This is a genomic window from Phenylobacterium sp. (assembly GCF_965229015.1).
GTDB lineage: Bacteria > Pseudomonadota > Alphaproteobacteria > Caulobacterales > Caulobacteraceae > Phenylobacterium.
Genome location: NZ_CBDDIM010000002.1, coordinates 1,213,199 through 1,228,646, shown reverse-complemented (window position 1 = coordinate 1,228,646; position 15,448 = coordinate 1,213,199). Strand labels below are relative to the sequence as shown.

Sequence of the window (15,448 nt, the reverse complement as noted above, 5' to 3'; positions counted from 1 at the left end):
CCCAACTATGGCTGCTGGTTCAGGGGCGCCGCAGCGGTAAGGCCCTCTTCATGGCCATCATCCACCGCGATCCACTGGCCGCCCTGCTGCGCCACTGAGCGCAGTGCGCCTTGCACACGGGGCTTGATCTTAAGGGTGTGTCCGCGGGATCTGAGCTCGTCATAAACCTCGTCCCCATAGCCGGTCTCGATCTCGAGGCCTTCGGCCATGGCGGACTCGCCCTTGTCTGCGCCCGGAACAAGCGTGAAGCGCGGGCGCGCGATGGCGATCTCGGGCGAGTGGCCATGCAGCAGCACGTCCGCCAGGAAGACACTGTTCCATTGTGCCTGGCCGTCGCCCCCTGGCGTGCCGCCGGCGAGAAATGGCGCGCCGTCCTCCATCACGAGGTAGGTCATGATCGTGTTCACCGGGCGCTTGCGCGGCCCGACGCAATTGGCTTGTCGCGGATCGGCGGTCGACGAGCGTCCAAGCCGATTGCTAAGGGTCAGACCGTAGGTCGCCGAACTCACGCCGCATCCAAAGCCGTGTGACAGGCTCATGATGCCGGAGACCAGGTTCCCGGCGGCGTCCTTCACCACGAACTGCGTGGTGTCCCCTTCATCGTAGTAGTTCCGGTAGCGAAGGGGTGTGCGTATGCGCCGATCAACGGCGGCCGCGATGCGCGACACCGCGTCGGCGCACAGCACGTCGGTCGCGGCGGGGGACACCTCCGGGTCGGCGAGATGAGCCAACCGAAGGCCATAGATCTGATTGAAGATCTCCGTCCAGACGTGGATTTCTTCTGCGGGTCCTGCAGCCGGCGCTTGCGCCGTCACCGCGGCGAACGCATTCAGACTCTGGCCGATCATGTAGCCTTGGGTGGGCAGGTTAGGAGTCAGTAGCTGGCGGGAGCCCACCGTGAAGGTTAGGGCTGGAGAGAGAAGCTCCTGGCTCTCGTGGAGATCAGCGGCGCTGAACAATCCGCCATGTTGTGCTGAAAGCCGAAGAACTTCCTGCCGAAGCTCGGCTAAGACCACCGCCGCGGACCGTTCGGCCATGAGCCCAAGGCTGACCCCAAGGCCGGCCTGCAACAGGAGCGAACCTTCGGTGACCGCATCGCCGTCAGGCGCGTAGATGGCTGACAGGGCGGGGCTGGCCAACACAACGGGGAGGTTGTTCGACGTCCATCGACTGAATTGAGGAGAGACACGCAGCCCGTCGTCAGCGGCCGAACGGGCCGCATGCAGCAGTTCCCTCAGCGGCCGTCGTGCGTAGCGGCGATGAAACTCGAGCAAACCCTCCGCTGCGGCTGGGATGGTTGCTGCAAGGATCCCATGCAGCGGTATGCTGCCGCCGCGCGCAACGTTTGCTGGTGTCGCGTGCGCCGGCGCACGCCCTAGAAAGGCGTGCTGGATCGGCGTTCCCGCCGCCGCGTCAAACCCCATGAAGACAAGGTCGCCGCCGAGGCCGCAACTCATGGGCAAGGCGACCATCAGGCACGACGCCACGGTGACAGCTGCATCGAACGCCGAACCACCAGATGCCAGAGTCTCAAGGCCGGCCTTTGTCGCGAGGACGCTTCCGGAGGTGACGAGACAGTCTTGGCCGGTGACGACGGTCGGTGTCGGCCGGCTCATGGGACCGCGCGAGCGATGACGAGGGTGCTCCAATGACCGGTCTCGACCGTCTCGCCGGCTGGAGCGAGGGCGGCAACCAAGTCGGCCACAATCTCACCTTGCTGTTGAACGGCGGCGCCCCAGGGCCCCCCGCTGGCGATCAGCCAATGGGCGTAGTCGCGCGCGTCCATTTCCACGCTGCGGTCGATGAGGAATGCGTCCTCGACCACAAATCCGGCCGCGACGCAGAGGCGCTCGGCTGCAGCGACTGTGATGCGACGTTCCCGGAACGGGATTGGATCCTGGGGGCGTCCCACGCTGCTGAAAGCGGCCTCGATCCGGTCATCGAAGAGCCGAGACGCAGCACATTCCCCCGCCATGGCGAACGCAAAAAGACCTCCGTCTCGAGTCAGCCGCCGGGCTGCTTGGAAGGTTTCGCGATAGCGTGGGTAGAGCCAGTGTAATGCGGCGTTTGAGCAGACCAGGTCGAACGTTGCGGGCAGGTCCAGATCGAGGATGCTGGCGCACACAAAGGTTTGGTCTCGCAGTGTCGCCTTGGCTTTGGCTGTCGCTAACATCTCCTGGGAGAGGTCAACGCAGGTCACCTCCCGGCTCACTTGCTGCAGAAGAATCTGCTCGGCGAGAAAGCCCGTACCGCAGCCGAGGTCGATGGCCCGCGGCTGCACCCCGCGCGATGCGGCCAGAGACGCCAAGGCCAAAGCGTTCTTCTGCTGCAGGCGAGCCGCAAGCGACTCGTAGTCGGTTGGTTCAACCCATCGCGTTGAGACGACAGTGTCCACTAAGCTACCTCACAGCCGAAGAGATGCGACATGCGGGCGACCTTGGTGTCGATATACCCGCGATTGTGTTCGGTTCGGCCGCCGTCTATCGGCACGCGCTCAACCACGGTGACGCCTTCGGCTTCGAGCGCGCGAATCTTCTCTGGGTTGTTGGAAAGTAGGCGGATCCGCGAGGCTCCAAGGTCGCGAAGCGCGAAGGCCGCTCCCGCATAGCTCCGGGCGTCGACGGACAATCCGAGCTCAAGATTGGCGTCGACCGTGTCGCGGCCGATGTCCTGCAGCGCGTATGCGCGGATCTTGTTGGCCAAGCCTATCCCGCGGCCCTCGTGAGTGTGGAGATAGACAAGCACCCCAGCGCCCTCCTCACAGATGCGCTGCAACGCTGACTCCAGCTGAAACCGGCAGTCGCACCGCTGCGAGCCAAGAGCATCGCCCGTGAGGCAGCCGCTGTGCATGCGCACCAGCGGCGACGGGCCAAGAACGTGCTCGGAACCTCGCACCAGGGCGATGAGCTCGTCCCCTGTCGCTTCGCACCTGTAGGCATGCGCCGTGAAGGGGTGCACGCGACCATCCACCTTCATCGGTAGAAGGGCCGTCGCGACGTTTGAGTAACCTGCGTCCTTCGACATTACGCCCGCTCCAAGACCATCGGCTCCCTGAGGCCGATGATGGACCGGGTTTCGGATGGAGCCGCAGGTTCACGTCCCATCTCCCGCGCGAGCCGCACAATCCGTTCGACCAGCCGCGGATTGGTGGCCTCCGAGCGCTCCCGCCAGTCGTAGTGAGGATTGTCTTCGAGACCGACACGAACATGACCACCAAGCGCTACGGCCATAGCATTGGCCGGCAGTTGAAAGCGCCCGATGCCGGCGAGCGCCCAAGTGGCCCCCTGGGGAAGGGTCGCCAGGATCGCGCCGAGGTTGATTGGGCTGAGGTCCGCAGTCCCCATCGATCCGAGCAGTATGTTGAAGTAAAACGGCGCCTTGAGAATTCCCTCAGACGCCAGACGGGCCGAGAAATTGGCCATCCCGACGTCAAACACTTCCAGTTCCGGGACGATGTTACGGGCAAGAATCTCGCGAGCGAGATCGCGGATCATATCGGGTGCGTTGACCGAAGCCGACTTCGGAAAGTTCATCGAACCCAAGGTCAGCGACGCCATCTCAGGCTTGCAACCGCCGGAAATCGCCAAGGCTTCGGAGCGACGCTCGAAATCGCCCCAGTCTCTACCGCTCGTCGTGACGCAGATAACGATTGAAGGCGCGGAGGCGCGAATTTCCGCGATTGTTTCCCGAAAGCGCTCGGCGCGCCAGGTCGGATCCTCGTCATCTTCTCGCGCATGAATGTGAACTATAGACGCCCCGGCATTCCAGCAACGCTGAACATCGGATGCGATTTCTTTTGGAGAAGTTGGGACATGCGGCGTATCCCTCTTACGTGGAACCATTCCGGTTGGACAAATATTGACGATCAATTTATCCATAACTTCGCCTCAATCGGACTTTTATTGTAGTTATCGGATTACGTGTATGCCGCCACACGTAATCTCTGAATTGCGCAACACACCTTTGCCGTGCATCATGCCTTGGTCAAGCTCGTTAATCGGTCAACTCGCGTAGAGAGTGTTTTCTTCATGGTCCACATTTGCGTGCATTCGCCGAGTTTCAGCGACCAGCGTTCTCAAGGAGCGGCGGCCTGCGCCAAACCCTCGCGCCAAGCGCCTGGAAGGGGAAAATTTTGACCTCGGTGATTTTGTTTCGGCCGCTCGCGGACGGGAGCTGGATGCCGGCGCCTGAAGCCCGGGGCGGTTACGATGGCGTCCAGGGCGGCGTCGCCGCGGGGTTGCTTTGCGCTGTGGCCGAACAGGCGATCGGCCGCGCCTTTGAGCCACGGGCCGTCACCGTGCACTTTTTCCGCACCGTACCCATGCTGCCGGTGCAGCTTGAGGTTCGGACGCCACATGAAGGTCGGCGTTCGGCTGTCTGCGATGTTGAGATGCGACAAGATGGTCGACTGCTAGCGCGCGCGTCGGTGACCTTCGCTGGGCGACTCTCCATGCCAGCTGTGCCCGAACCGGTGCTTGTCGCGACCGATCCGCAGGACCTTCGGCCACTTCCCAAGTTCACCTCTCTCCATGGCCAGCCCTGGCACGACGATGTCCTGGATCGGGCGGAGCGCGATGGGGAATTCTGGTATCGCTCGGCGGCTCCAGTTACCGAGACCGCATCCAGCTTCGCGAATTTACTGCCCCTGGCTGATTGGTCGCCAGCCGCGGCTCGTCCGGACGATTGGCGGAAGCCCGCGGTGCGTGGCCTGCCAAACGTTGAGTTCTCCGCACATGCAGACCGCCTTCCCGACGACGGCTGGATCGGAATGCGGCCCGTTTCCAGGTGGTCGCGATCTGGCTCTGGCTACTCGTCGACGCCGCTGTCCGACCTCAAGGGTGAATTCGGCTGCTTCAGCACAACCCTTGTCCTGCTTCCCCATTGATCGTCACCACCGGCATGCCGGTGCGACCCTGCCAAGAACGACGCCATGTCCTCAGTGACCGCAAGCCCTCCACACCCTCAGAACCTTTTGCTCGCCGCGGTGATCGTCAGTCTTGTCGACGGCGTGGGGCTCGGAATCGTGTTGCCGCATGTGCCGTTCTTTGTCCTCGAACTCGGGGGATCTCCCGCCGTGGTCGCGCAATTGGTGGCGGTCTTCATGTTGTCCAGCTTCTTGGCTGCTCCGCTCATCGGCCACGTCAGCGATCGGTCTGGGGTCCGCCGCGCGCTGCAGCTTACGTTCCTGGGCACCCTGATCTCATATGCCGGCATGATGGCGAGCACGACCCTCGCAATGCTCTTCATCTTCCGCGCCATCGGCGGCGCCATGAGCGGGCGCGAGGCAATCTTACAGGCGCTGATCTCGGCGCAGAGTAATCAGGCGCAAGGCGTCCGCCACGTCGGCTTCGTCACGGCGGCGGCGCTCGTCGGCGGGGCGATCGGACCGCTCCTGGCGGCGATCGTCGGCCTATTTCTGGACGACCCGCGCCAAGAAATCACAGCCTGTCTGGCCGTTGGCATGACGCTGACGACGACAGCCATGTGGCTGACGTCGCGCGCCTTGCCGGCGAGGCCGCCCGGCGTCGCCGCAGCAGCCCCGACGCTGGGTATGCTGGCCAATCTCGAGGTTGTTCGTGCTCTTGCGTACCCGATTCTGGTCCGCCTGGGTCTGAACTACGGCATCGGCCTCGCGCTCGCTGTGAACGCGATGTTCTTGCATACTCGCTTTGGGTGGCGCGCGGAAAATACGGCCTGGCTTCTGGCCGGCACCACCCTCGCGGGCGCCCTTGGGCGAGCCGCCCTGGCTCAGAGCGCCATCCGTCGTCTCGGTGTCACCGCGACCCTCCTCATTGCGCTGGGACTGGCGAGCGCCGCCTTCTTGGCCATGAGCCTAAGCCAGGTGGCCTGGGCGTACGCAGGCTTCTTCGGGGCCTATCTCCTGATCCACAACATCGCTCTGATCTGCAACATCATGCAGACCTCGGAAGCGGTTTCAGGAGCCAACCGCGGCCTTGGCTTCGGTGTGGTGCACGCTGCGGGCGCGGTGGCGCTGGCCGGCAGCGCCATCATAAACGGGCTGCTCTTTCAGACTGTGGGACCGACCGCGCCATACCTTGCTGCGGCAGGCGTCATGGGTCTGACCCTCATCCTCTGCGCCGGATTTGCGTTCCACCGGACGCTCGCAAGTTCGAAAACCCCGCAGCGCCCTGTCGCTCAGCCCGAAAGTTGATTCATGTTTCCGCCACTATCTGCGGAGCTAACAGCTCTGCGCGACAAAGTGCGCCTGTTCATGCGCGAACACATCCTTCCTGAAGATCGACGACTGGATCCGGACGCCACCGAGTTCGACGCGACAGTCTATGCCAGGTTGGCGGACGCCGCCCGCCGCGATGGCCTTTGGGCGCTGTGGGCGCCGAAACGCTTCGGGGGCCAGGAACTTGGACCATTCGCTCAGGTGGTGGTCATCGAAGAGATGTGCGGTCATCGCAATGGCTTGTACAATCCCGGCTATGGGGTGTTCGGCCGCTATCCGGCAGACATCGCCTACCAGTGTTCCGCCGAGCAAGCGGAGCGCTTCGTGACCCCCGCGGTTCGGGACGGCGCCAAAACCTTCTTCGCCATGTCCGAGCCGCCGCCCGACGACCATGTCCACCCAAACGATCCGGTCGGCGAAATCCATACCCGCGCTGTGCGTCGAGGCGATCATTGGGTGATAAACGGTCGGAAGACGTGGATATCCAACGGTCTCGACGCCGAGTGGGGCCTTGTATTCGCCCGCACCGAAACCCCCGGCCGCGAGGGCGTTTCATGCTTTTTTGTCGAGCGTGGCAAGTATCAGACGGCTCCCATCCCATTGATCCGCGCTGACTATCCCGCTGAGCTCCGCTTCACCGATTGCGCTGTCCCCGCTGAGAACTTGTTGGGCCTGGAAGGTCGTGCTGATGCCATGGTGCACGATATCTTTGCACGCAGCCGGCTCTCCTTCTCGGCTTCGCACATCGGCGCGGCGCAGGCCGCGCTGACTTTGGCGGTCGCCAAATGTCGCCGGGGCAAGAGTGTTCTGGAAGCGACCTTGGCGGACTCACTGCTTGAAATCCAAGCCGCACGGGCGATCCTCTGGGACGCGGCCTGGAAGGCTGAAAAAGGTCTGGATTTCCATACGGAAGCGGCGGCAGCCAAGCTCTATTCCAGCGAAGCGTTGTGTCGGATCATCGACCGGTCGATGCAGATATACGGCGGCGAGGGGATCACGAAAAAGTTGCCCTTCGAACGATGGTATCGCGAGGCCCGCGGACGATTGGTGTCGGCCGGAAATTCAGAGACCATCCGGGAAGAGATTGCTCGGACTCTCGTGTTGGCGGTCTAGACGGTCACGAGGGAGAGCCGATTGCCCACCCAGTCGTGACTGCACCTCGCCAAGGGCTTGGTCGGGTATGAGGCTTGACCCTGACCGGCTCCCATCTCGGCCTCCTCGCGTCGAGCCCAGGCGAGCTGGCTTTGGCTGGCTGCCCTCCGCCACTTCCAAGGAGGGAGCATGGAGGCGCTGCGGTGGACCTTGTCGGACGTGCTTAACCCGAGCGCAGCCGGCGAGCCTCGCTTCCGCCTAGCCGGCTCGCAGTCCGCACCATCGCCTCGCCGCACCCTGCGCGCTACTCCTGTCGCAGCAACAAGAGGAGGAGATGCGAGATCGGGGTTGCGGCGCATCATGACAACACCAACGTCAGCGCGCGGGTCCCCGTCGTCCTCGCTCCTCAGGCTCCAAACTGCGGCGCGCGCTTCTCCACGAAGGCGCCCAACGCCTCCTTCCCTTCCTTGGATTCCAGCTGGGCGGAGAAGGTCGCCGCCTCGGCGGCGATGCGGCGGGCGATCTGCAGCGGCTCCGGCTTCAATAGCCGCTTGGTCTCGATGACCGCGCGAGGGGCCTTGGCCGCGATGCGCGCGGCCCACTCCATCGTGACCGCTTCGACCTGCGCGGCGGCGACGACCTCGCTAACAACGCCGTAGGCAAGCGCCTTCCCGGCGTCGAACGGCTCTGCGAGTAACAGGTGCTTGCCCGTCAGCTGCCGCCCGATAAGCTGCGGGAGCAGGAGCGAGCTTGCGAACTCCGGCACGAGCCCCAGGGTCACAAAGGGCAGCGAGAAGCGGGCAGTGTCGCCCGCAACCACAAGATCGCAATGTAGAAGCAGCGTGGTTCCGATCCCGACCGCGAGTCCAGAGACCCCCGCGACCACGACTTTCTCCGCGCCCGCCAGCGCGGCCATGAAGCGGTAGACGGGACGGTCCAGACCTGTGGGCGGATCCTGCAGGAACTCCTGGAGATCGTTGCCCGCGGTGAACGCCCCTTCGGATCCCAGGATGACAATAACCCGCACCGCAGGTTCGGCCTCGGCGGCCCTGATCGCGTCCGTCAGAGCGGCGTACATGGACGCGGTAAGAGCGTTCTTCTTGTCTGGCCGATCGATCTTGATCTGCGCGATTCCGCCTTCGGCGCGATAGACGATTTCCCCGACCATTGAGCTCTCTCCATCCTGGACTCACGCTTGATCATTACATGATGCTGACAATGTGATGGTATTCGCTATGGCCATTTTTTCTGCGTTTAGCCAAAGGTTTTTGTGCTGTTGACAATTCTCCAGCCCGCACCATTACATGTCGCATATCATTTCATATCGCGGTCTCCGATCGTGCCGATTTCCCTGGAGGGGGTGGTTCATGGGGCGTCACAACATCGAGCTATCCATCGATGGCAGGCCTGCGGCAGGCGAGGTCGAGTCGCGGATGCTGCTGGTTCAGGCCCTGCGCCAGGTGTTTGGCGTCACCGGCCCCCACATCGGGTGTGAGACAGGACGTTGCGGCGCGTGCACGGTCCTGCTCGACGGCCATGCGGTGAAGTCATGCCTGAGCCTCGCCGTCCAGGCCGATGGCTCGCGGGTCACCACCGCAGCCGGGCTGGCCCGGGACGGCGACCTGCACCCGCTCCAGAAGGCCTTTCAGGAACGCCATGCTCTTCAATGCGGCTTCTGCACGCCCGGCATGCTGTGCGCCGCCCTGGACCTGCTGAACCAAAACCCCAATCCGACCGATGGCGAAATCCGCGACGCGCTGCGGGGGAATCTCTGCCGCTGCACGGGCTACCAGCACATCGTCGAAGCTGTAGCTGAGGCCGCAGTCGTCATGGCGCACGCGCCACAGAAAATCTGAAGGCCGCCATGAACCGACACCTCCCTCCTACCGGGCATCACCCGCAACCCGGCCCCCTGGTCGGTCAGCCGGTTCCTCGACGCGAGGACCAGCGCTTCCTCACCGGCCGCGGCCGCTATGTCGATGATATCGTCCTGCCGGGACAGCTCTACGCGCACTTCGTTCGCAGCCCTCACGCCCACGCGCGGATCGTATCCGCAGACCTGTCGCAGGCGCGGGCCTACAGAGGCGTGGTCGTGGCGTACACGGCGTCGGACCTCGGTGAGCTGGATGACATCGCCCCGAACTGGGTCGTGCCAGGCTCGAAGGTCAAAGGGCGACCGCCGCTCGCACGTGACAGGGTCCGGCACCACGGCGAGGCCGTGGCCGTGATCGTAGCCGACAACCCCGCCGCGGCAGCAGACGCCGCGGAGCTGGCCCAGATCTCCTATGAACCCCTGCCCGTGCAGATCGACCAGCAGGCTGCCGCCGCGCCTGGAGCGCCGCTGGTGCATGCCGACCTGACTGACAATATCGCGACGCGGTTTCCCGTCGGCGGCGGCTTCGCCGAGGCAGCCGCTGGCGCAGATCTCAGGATCAGCTTCACGCTCCGCAACCAGCGCCTGATCCCCTTCCCGCTCGAACCGCGGGCGGTAAACGCCGATTTCGACGACGCGACCGGCCGGCTGACCGTCTATTGCGCCCATCAACTGCCGCACCTGCTCCGCCGCATGCTCGCCCAGGCCCTTGGCTTTCCAGAGCAGAGACTCCGGGTGGTCTCACCCGACGTCGGCGGCGGGTTCGGGGCGAAGATGCACTTCTATCCCGAGGACGTCGTGCTGGCCCGCCTGAGCCGGAAGCTAAGGCGGCCGGTCAAGTGGACCGAAACCCGCAGCGAGAATATCAGCGCCACCACTCACGGGCGCGACCACGCCACCACTGTCGACGTGGCCGCAACAGGTGACGGCAGGATCCAGGCGCTTAGGGTGAACAGCGTCGCCAATGTCGGGGCCTACCTATCGTCGATGGGATCGGGCGTACCCACGGTCAATGTGGCTCTGTTCGTCCTGGGGCTCTACGCGATCCCAACCGTCGAGGTGCTGATCACCAACGTCTACACGAACACCACCCCCGTCGATGCCTATCGCGGCGCCGGCCGCCCTGAGGCCGCCTACATCATCGAACGGGCGATTGGTCGTGTCGCCCTGGAGCTCGGGCTCGACCCTGCCGAGGTGCGGCGGAGAAACTTCGTCACGCCAGACAGGCTTCCCTATCGTCATCCGACCGGCATCAGTCTCGATACCGGCCAGTACGAGGTGACGCTGGCAAAGGCGCTCACTCAGGCCGACTACGGCGCCTTCAGGATCGAGCAGGCCGCCGCCCGACTGACGGGACGCTGTCTGGGCGCGGGTCTCGCCACCTACACCCACTCCTGCGGCGTCGGCATGGCCGAGCTGATGGGGCCGATCGGTTTCGACCGGGGTGGATTCGAGAGCGCTCTGGTGCGGGTCCACCCGGATGGCAGGGCCACAGTGCTCTCGGGTTCTCACAGTCACGGTCAGGGCCATGCCACCATTTATGCCCAGATCGCGGCCGACGAACTCGGCCTCCCTCTTGATGATATCGAGGTGGTCCAGGGCGACACCGATATCGTTCCCCTCGGCGTCGGAACCTTCAACTCGCGCTCGGTCTCCGTCGGTGGCAGCGCCGTCAAGCTCGCGGCGGCCCGCGTGGCTGCGAAGATGCGCAGCCTGGCTGCGCACATGCTGCAGAGCGAACCTGCCGACGTGGTTTTCGACGGTGGCCTTTTCCGAGCCGACGGCAACCGGTCCGTGACGATCCAGGAGATCGGGCATGCAGCCTGGACCGGCCAGGGCATACCGCGCGCCCTGGGCATTGGCCTGGAGGAAAGCGAATTCTATCACCCGCACGCGATGTCGGCGCCAAACGGCGCCCATGTCGCCCTGGTTGAGGTCGACGTCGAGACGGGTGAAATCGCGCTTCAGCGGTATGTGGCGATCGAGGACTGCGGCGTGGTCATCAATCCGCTGCTGGCGCGCGGCCAAATTCAGGGTGGTCTCGCCCAGGGCATCGGCCAGGCGCTCTTTGAAGACGCGGCCATCGATGCTGACGGGGCCCCGGTCCCTGACCCCCCAATTCCGCGCAGTGACATGCTGCCCAGGATGGAGATCGATTTCGTGTGCAGCCCGACGCCCAACAATCCCCTGGGCTCCAAGGGGATCGGCGAAGCCGGCGCGCTGGGTGCGCCTCCGGCTATCGTCAACGCCGTGCTTGACGCGCTCTGGCCACTTGGCGTCCGCCAGATCGACATGCCGCTCACCCCTGAACGCGTCCTGGCAGCACTTTCCGCCGCTCAGGGGGCGCGGCCATGATCCCCGTCGACTTCGACTATGTCCGACCCTGCGACGTCCCCAGCGCCGCCGCCCTCCTCGCGCAAGCGTCGCCCGATAGCGTAGCGATCCTGGCTGGGGGCCAGAGCCTTCTCACCGAGCTGAAGCAACGCATGCGCCGGCCCCAGCTGGTCGTCGATCTCGGAGGGATCGGCGAGCTCAAGAGGATCGCGGTCGATGGTGACATCATCCGGATTGGCGCGATGGCCACCCAGGCCGACATCGTTCGGCATCCCTTCGTTCTGGAGCGCCTGGAAATCCTCGCCGAAGTGGCGGCCGTCGCGGCGGACCCGATGGTGCGCGGACAGGGCACCCTGGTCGGGGCGCTCTGCCATGCCGACCCAAGCGGCGACTGGGTGGCCGCCTGCCTGGTGCTGGACGCCGTGATCGAGGTCCGTTGCGGTGATGTGCAACGTGAGATGACAATTTCCGAGTTCGTAAGCGGTCCTGGGCGCAACGCCTTGCAGGTCGGCGAAATGGTGACCGGCCTCAGGATCGAGGCGCCTGCGACGGCTCGGTTGGCGGCCTATCGCAAGGTCCGACACACCGCCATTGGCTGGAGCGTCGCGGGCCTCGCGGCATCCCTCGAGGTCGACCCGGACGGACGATGCGTCGACTGCCGACTTGCCGCATCCGGGGCCCTGGGGCGCCCGCAGCGTCTCACGGAAGTCGAAGACGCCCTGTCGGGTTTCATGCTTAAGGATTCCCCCGGCCTGGCGCGCCTGATCGCAGGTGCGACAGGGGACCTCGACTTCCTGGATGACCGTCACGCTTCCGGCGCCTACCGAGCCACCCGGCTATCCGTGCTCGTTCGGCGCACCCTGTCGGAACTGTCTCTCGCACCGGCATGATCGCCCGGCCATCCCGCCTCCCTTCCCGTAGAGGACGCTCCATGAGCAAGCTCGCCCTCGTTGTCGCCACGTTCTGTCTATTCGCGCCGCCCGCGCTGGCGGCAGAGCGGTGGGAGACCCTTCCCGCGCCGCTCGCATTACCCCTTACGACGCAGACAGGCTTCGTTACGGTAGAAGGCGCTCGGCTCTGGTACGCCTCCTATGGGACGGGTCGACCTGTGATCCTGCTTCACGGAGGACTGACCGACAGCAATACGTGGGGCGGTCAGGTGCAGGCCCTGGCCACGACCCGACGGGTCATCCTGATCGACACCCGCGGGCATGGCCGCAGCACGCGAGACGGTCGTCCGCTGACCTACCAGCTCCTCGCAGACGACGTCACCGGGGTCATGGACAGTCTCAACATCGGCAGAGCGGACGTCGTGGGCTGGAGTGACGGGGCGATCGTCGGCCTCGCCATGGCGATGAACACGCCCGAGCGCATCGGGCGCCTGTTCGCGTTCGCTGCAAACGCCGATCCCAGCGGGGCAAGGCCCGACGCCATGCGCAACCCGACCCTGATCCGGTTCGGTCAGCTTGCCGCCGGTGAGTACAGGTTGCGATCGCAATCGCCCGACGGCTTCGGGCTGCTAGCGGCGGCGGTGATGAAGATGTGGGCGACGGAGCCGAACTTCACGGCCGCTGACCTTGCCTCCATCAGAACACCGGTCGCCATCGTCGACGGCGACCACGACGAGGGCATCCGGCGGGAGCACACCGAATACCTCGCCCGCGCCATCCCTGGCGCCCGTCTCATCATCCTGCGCGACACGAGCCACTTTGCGCACCTGCAGGATCCGGCGGCCTTCAACGGCGCCATGTTCGATCTTCTGGATGGCGGGGGCTCGGCCCAGCCCACCCCCTCCGGCTCCGACTGAGGAAAGTGAATCCATGCCCAAGATCGATATCGACGCAGCCCCCACGTCCCTCGGCACGAGCTATCCCGCCCCCTATGATCAGCAGTGTGTCGGCCGCCGCCGCTGGGCGCTTGGAGACGCCGCGGGGCTGTCCCAGTTCGGGGTCAACCTCCTGCGCCTGCCGCCTCATCAGTGGTCGAGCCAACGCCACTGGCATCTGGCCGAGGACGAGTTCGTCTATGTGCTGGAAGGAGAAGTCGTCCTGGTGACCGACGCCGGCGAGCAGATCATGCGGCCAGGCGACTGCGCCGCGTTCCCCGCCGGTGTGCCTGACGGCCACCACTTGCAGAACCGTTCAGACACCGAAGCCGTGGTTCTGGAGATGGGCTCGCGGCGGCCCGACGAGGATGCCGGGACCTATCCCGATATCGACCTGGCGCTGCCAAGCCGCTCCGGCGGATACCGTCACAAAGACGGCGCCCCTTACTGACAGGAGGCGACGATCTCCTTGTCTGCGCATTCCGCCCAGCACAAGCACGCGCGCCTGAGGATGACGGCTGAGATGCGGCGCGACCGCGCGCCATGCATCCGGCGCCAGGTCGGCCAGACCAATCAGACAAAGGGGATCGGCGCCGCGGGCGCCGCCGTCAGCATGGCGTTGGCGAAAGGAACGCGCGCATCGGGAGCTCTCCAGCTGATGGTCAGTGACCGGTCGCGTTCGCGGGCGGCCGCCCCTTGGACCTGGGGGCCCATGAGCCCGTCATGACGGCGCCGACATTGATCAGGCCGTAGGCCAGGAACCCGACTCCAACGGCGAGGAAAGCCAGACTGAGGCTGGCGAAGGTGTGCAGCGCCCACCCGGCTCCAAAGCCAGCGACGACCAACCGAACGAAGCCAGCGAGGAGCGGCCAGAGCACCCGGCCCGGCCCCTGAGACGCGAAGAACAGCGCCAGGCCGACGCCAAAGAACCCCAGAAACGGGCCGACGCAGCGAAGGTAGGTCGTGCCGGTCGCCAGGAGCTGCGGGTCAGACCCGAACAGTCCGAGCCAGACTTGAGGAAAGATCGCGCCCCAGAGGCCCATGGTTTCTGCCACAGCGAAGGCCAGCCCCCCACCGATGGCGGCCACGCGATAGGCGCGCGCCATGTCGCCGGCTCCCACGCTTGTCCCCACCAGCGTCACCAGAGGCGCGCCGAGGGCGAAGGTTATGGAGATCACCAGGTACTCAAGGCGGGCGCCCGCGCCATAGCCGGCGATGGCCGCCGTTCCGAGCGGGGATACAAGCCAGGTCACGACGCCGACGGTCAGAGCCGTCTGGAGCGGCACCATGACGGACGCCGCGCCGACGCGAAGGATGTCGCCGAACATCGCGCGGCGCAGCTTCACGTGCCTCACCAGGAACCGAACCGGCGCGGCGCCGGAGCTCAGGCGAAGGAGGAAGACCCCGATGCCAACCGCATAATAGGCCAGCATGGCCAGGCCGCCCCCGATGACGCCGAGGCTGCGCACGGGCCCCCAGCCAAGGATAAGAGCCGCGGCCACCGGGATTATGAGGATTGCGCCCACGCCGGCGACCAGGGCTGGGGTCACCATGTCGCCAGAGCCCCGGAGGCTGCCTGCCAACGCATTGAAGCCCCACACCAGCACCGCGCCGGAAAACACCACCGCAGAATACTGACATGCCGACACGAGTGCAGGCCCGTGACCGCCCATGGCCCCGTAAAGCGCGCGGCCTCCGACCAAAAATGCCGCAGCGCAGATCGCGCCGAACAGAAGACCGATCAGCAGACCGTGCAGGACGTAGTGGCTGGCGTCTTCACGACGCCCAGCGCCTAGGGCGCGGGCTACGGCTGACGCGACCCCGCCCCCCATGGCTCCGCTCGAGGCGTTCTGCATCAGGATGTAGCCGGGCAGGACGAGGGAGACGCCGGCCAGCGCCTCCGAACCCAGCTGCCCGATGAAGTGCAATTCGGTTATCGCAACCGCGTTCTGAGACAGGATGACCACAAGATTTGGCGCCGCCATTTTCAGGAGCGTCGAAAGGACAGGCGCCTGAAGCAGCCGCAGGGTCCGAAGGTCGACATTCTCTGCGGTCATGGACGTGCCCCGATATGCGCACCCATCGCACCGCTTCCCGGAGGCGATGTCCGCAATAAATGTATCCACTG

At 65.1% G+C, this 15,448-nt stretch carries 14 protein-coding genes; 8 read left to right on the top strand and 6 right to left on the bottom strand.

The features are described 5' to 3' along the window. Positions 1-5 precede the first annotated feature (5 nt). Genes ACO06I_RS22295 through ACO06I_RS22280 form a run of 4 tightly spaced genes read right to left on the bottom strand, consistent with a single transcriptional unit; the run spans position 6 to position 3,878 of the window. Positions 6-1,616, bottom strand: coding sequence for a gamma-glutamyltransferase (locus tag ACO06I_RS22295; protein ID WP_421934812.1), 1,611 nt, complete (start codon positions 1,614-1,616; stop codon positions 6-8). Further along, on the bottom strand, positions 1,613-2,395 hold the full coding sequence (locus ACO06I_RS22290) for a class I SAM-dependent methyltransferase (protein ID WP_421934811.1): 783 nt from the start codon (positions 2,393-2,395) through the stop codon (positions 1,613-1,615). Before ACO06I_RS22290 ends, ACO06I_RS22295 begins: the two co-directional genes overlap by 4 nt. Further along, positions 2,395-3,024, bottom strand: a complete 630-nt coding sequence (gene ribA, locus ACO06I_RS22285) for a GTP cyclohydrolase II (RefSeq protein ID WP_421934810.1) — start codon at positions 3,022-3,024, stop codon at positions 2,395-2,397. Before ribA ends, ACO06I_RS22290 begins: the two co-directional genes overlap by 1 nt. Continuing rightward, complete coding sequence (locus ACO06I_RS22280; protein WP_421934809.1) at positions 3,024-3,878, bottom strand: 3-keto-5-aminohexanoate cleavage protein; 855 nt, start codon at positions 3,876-3,878, stop codon at positions 3,024-3,026. Before ACO06I_RS22280 ends, ribA begins: the two co-directional genes overlap by 1 nt. Positions 3,879-4,141: 263 nt before the next feature. Here ACO06I_RS22280 and ACO06I_RS22275 point away from each other — a divergent pair, with 263 nt between their 5' ends. From ACO06I_RS22275 to ACO06I_RS22265, 3 genes are read left to right on the top strand one after another with little or no spacing between them, the layout of a single operon-like run. Further along, positions 4,142-4,885: a thioesterase family protein gene (locus ACO06I_RS22275; RefSeq protein ID WP_421935117.1), complete on the top strand. Its 744-nt coding sequence runs from the start codon at positions 4,142-4,144 to the stop codon at positions 4,883-4,885. Positions 4,886-4,930: 45 nt separating this feature from the next. Further along, positions 4,931-6,172 carry an MFS transporter gene (locus ACO06I_RS22270; RefSeq protein WP_421934808.1) on the top strand — a complete coding sequence of 414 codons (1,242 nt, stop codon included), beginning with the start codon at positions 4,931-4,933 and terminating at the stop codon, positions 6,170-6,172. Between the two features lie 3 nt (positions 6,173-6,175). Then, on the top strand, positions 6,176-7,309 hold the full coding sequence (locus ACO06I_RS22265; protein ID WP_421934807.1) for an acyl-CoA dehydrogenase family protein: 1,134 nt from the start codon (positions 6,176-6,178) through the stop codon (positions 7,307-7,309). A gap of 385 nt (positions 7,310-7,694) precedes the next feature. Here the strand turns inward: ACO06I_RS22265 and ACO06I_RS22260 are convergent, their stop codons facing one another. After that, on the bottom strand, positions 7,695-8,456 hold the full coding sequence (locus ACO06I_RS22260) for an enoyl-CoA hydratase-related protein (RefSeq protein WP_421934806.1): 762 nt from the start codon (positions 8,454-8,456) through the stop codon (positions 7,695-7,697). A gap of 199 nt (positions 8,457-8,655) precedes the next feature. Here ACO06I_RS22260 and ACO06I_RS22255 point away from each other — a divergent pair, with 199 nt between their 5' ends. From ACO06I_RS22255 to ACO06I_RS22235, 5 genes are read left to right on the top strand one after another with little or no spacing between them, the layout of a single operon-like run. Further along, complete coding sequence (locus tag ACO06I_RS22255; RefSeq protein ID WP_421934805.1) at positions 8,656-9,144, top strand: (2Fe-2S)-binding protein; 489 nt, start codon at positions 8,656-8,658, stop codon at positions 9,142-9,144. An 8-nt stretch (positions 9,145-9,152) separates the two neighbouring features. Beyond that, on the top strand, positions 9,153-11,516 hold the full coding sequence (locus ACO06I_RS22250; RefSeq protein ID WP_421934804.1) for a xanthine dehydrogenase family protein molybdopterin-binding subunit: 2,364 nt from the start codon (positions 9,153-9,155) through the stop codon (positions 11,514-11,516). Beyond that, a complete protein-coding gene (locus ACO06I_RS22245) occupies positions 11,513-12,385 on the top strand; it encodes an FAD binding domain-containing protein (protein ID WP_421934803.1) in 873 nt (290 codons plus the stop codon). The genes ACO06I_RS22250 and ACO06I_RS22245 overlap by 4 nt, the downstream gene beginning before the upstream one ends. A gap of 41 nt (positions 12,386-12,426) precedes the next feature. Continuing rightward, positions 12,427-13,302 (top strand): alpha/beta fold hydrolase, encoded by an 876-nt coding sequence (locus ACO06I_RS22240; RefSeq protein WP_421934802.1) that lies wholly within the window; start codon positions 12,427-12,429, stop codon positions 13,300-13,302. A 13-nt stretch (positions 13,303-13,315) separates the two neighbouring features. Further along, a complete protein-coding gene (locus ACO06I_RS22235) occupies positions 13,316-13,771 on the top strand; it encodes a cupin domain-containing protein (protein ID WP_421934801.1) in 456 nt (151 codons plus the stop codon). A gap of 211 nt (positions 13,772-13,982) precedes the next feature. Here the strand turns inward: ACO06I_RS22235 and ACO06I_RS22230 are convergent, their stop codons facing one another. After that, positions 13,983-15,377 (bottom strand): MATE family efflux transporter, encoded by a 1,395-nt coding sequence (locus ACO06I_RS22230; RefSeq protein WP_421934800.1) that lies wholly within the window; start codon positions 15,375-15,377, stop codon positions 13,983-13,985. Positions 15,378-15,448 lie beyond the last annotated feature (71 nt).

Coding starts and splice junctions, on each gene's coding strand:
- ACO06I_RS22230 (WP_421934800.1), bottom strand. CDS start 15,377: ATGACCGCAGAGAATGTCGACCTTCGGACCCTGCGGCTGCTTCAGGCG.
- ACO06I_RS22295 (WP_421934812.1), bottom strand. CDS start 1,616: ATGAGCCGGCCGACACCGACCGTCGTCACCGGCCAAGACTGTCTCGTC.
- ACO06I_RS22270 (WP_421934808.1), top strand. CDS start 4,931: ATGTCCTCAGTGACCGCAAGCCCTCCACACCCTCAGAACCTTTTGCTC.
- ACO06I_RS22265 (WP_421934807.1), top strand. CDS start 6,176: ATGTTTCCGCCACTATCTGCGGAGCTAACAGCTCTGCGCGACAAAGTG.
- ACO06I_RS22240 (WP_421934802.1), top strand. CDS start 12,427: ATGAGCAAGCTCGCCCTCGTTGTCGCCACGTTCTGTCTATTCGCGCCG.
- ACO06I_RS22250 (WP_421934804.1), top strand. CDS start 9,153: ATGAACCGACACCTCCCTCCTACCGGGCATCACCCGCAACCCGGCCCC.
- ACO06I_RS22280 (WP_421934809.1), bottom strand. CDS start 3,878: ATGGATAAATTGATCGTCAATATTTGTCCAACCGGAATGGTTCCACGT.
- ACO06I_RS22235 (WP_421934801.1), top strand. CDS start 13,316: ATGCCCAAGATCGATATCGACGCAGCCCCCACGTCCCTCGGCACGAGC.
- ACO06I_RS22245 (WP_421934803.1), top strand. CDS start 11,513: ATGATCCCCGTCGACTTCGACTATGTCCGACCCTGCGACGTCCCCAGC.
- ACO06I_RS22260 (WP_421934806.1), bottom strand. CDS start 8,456: ATGGTCGGGGAAATCGTCTATCGCGCCGAAGGCGGAATCGCGCAGATC.
- ribA (WP_421934810.1), bottom strand. CDS start 3,024: ATGTCGAAGGACGCAGGTTACTCAAACGTCGCGACGGCCCTTCTACCG.
- ACO06I_RS22255 (WP_421934805.1), top strand. CDS start 8,656: ATGGGGCGTCACAACATCGAGCTATCCATCGATGGCAGGCCTGCGGCA.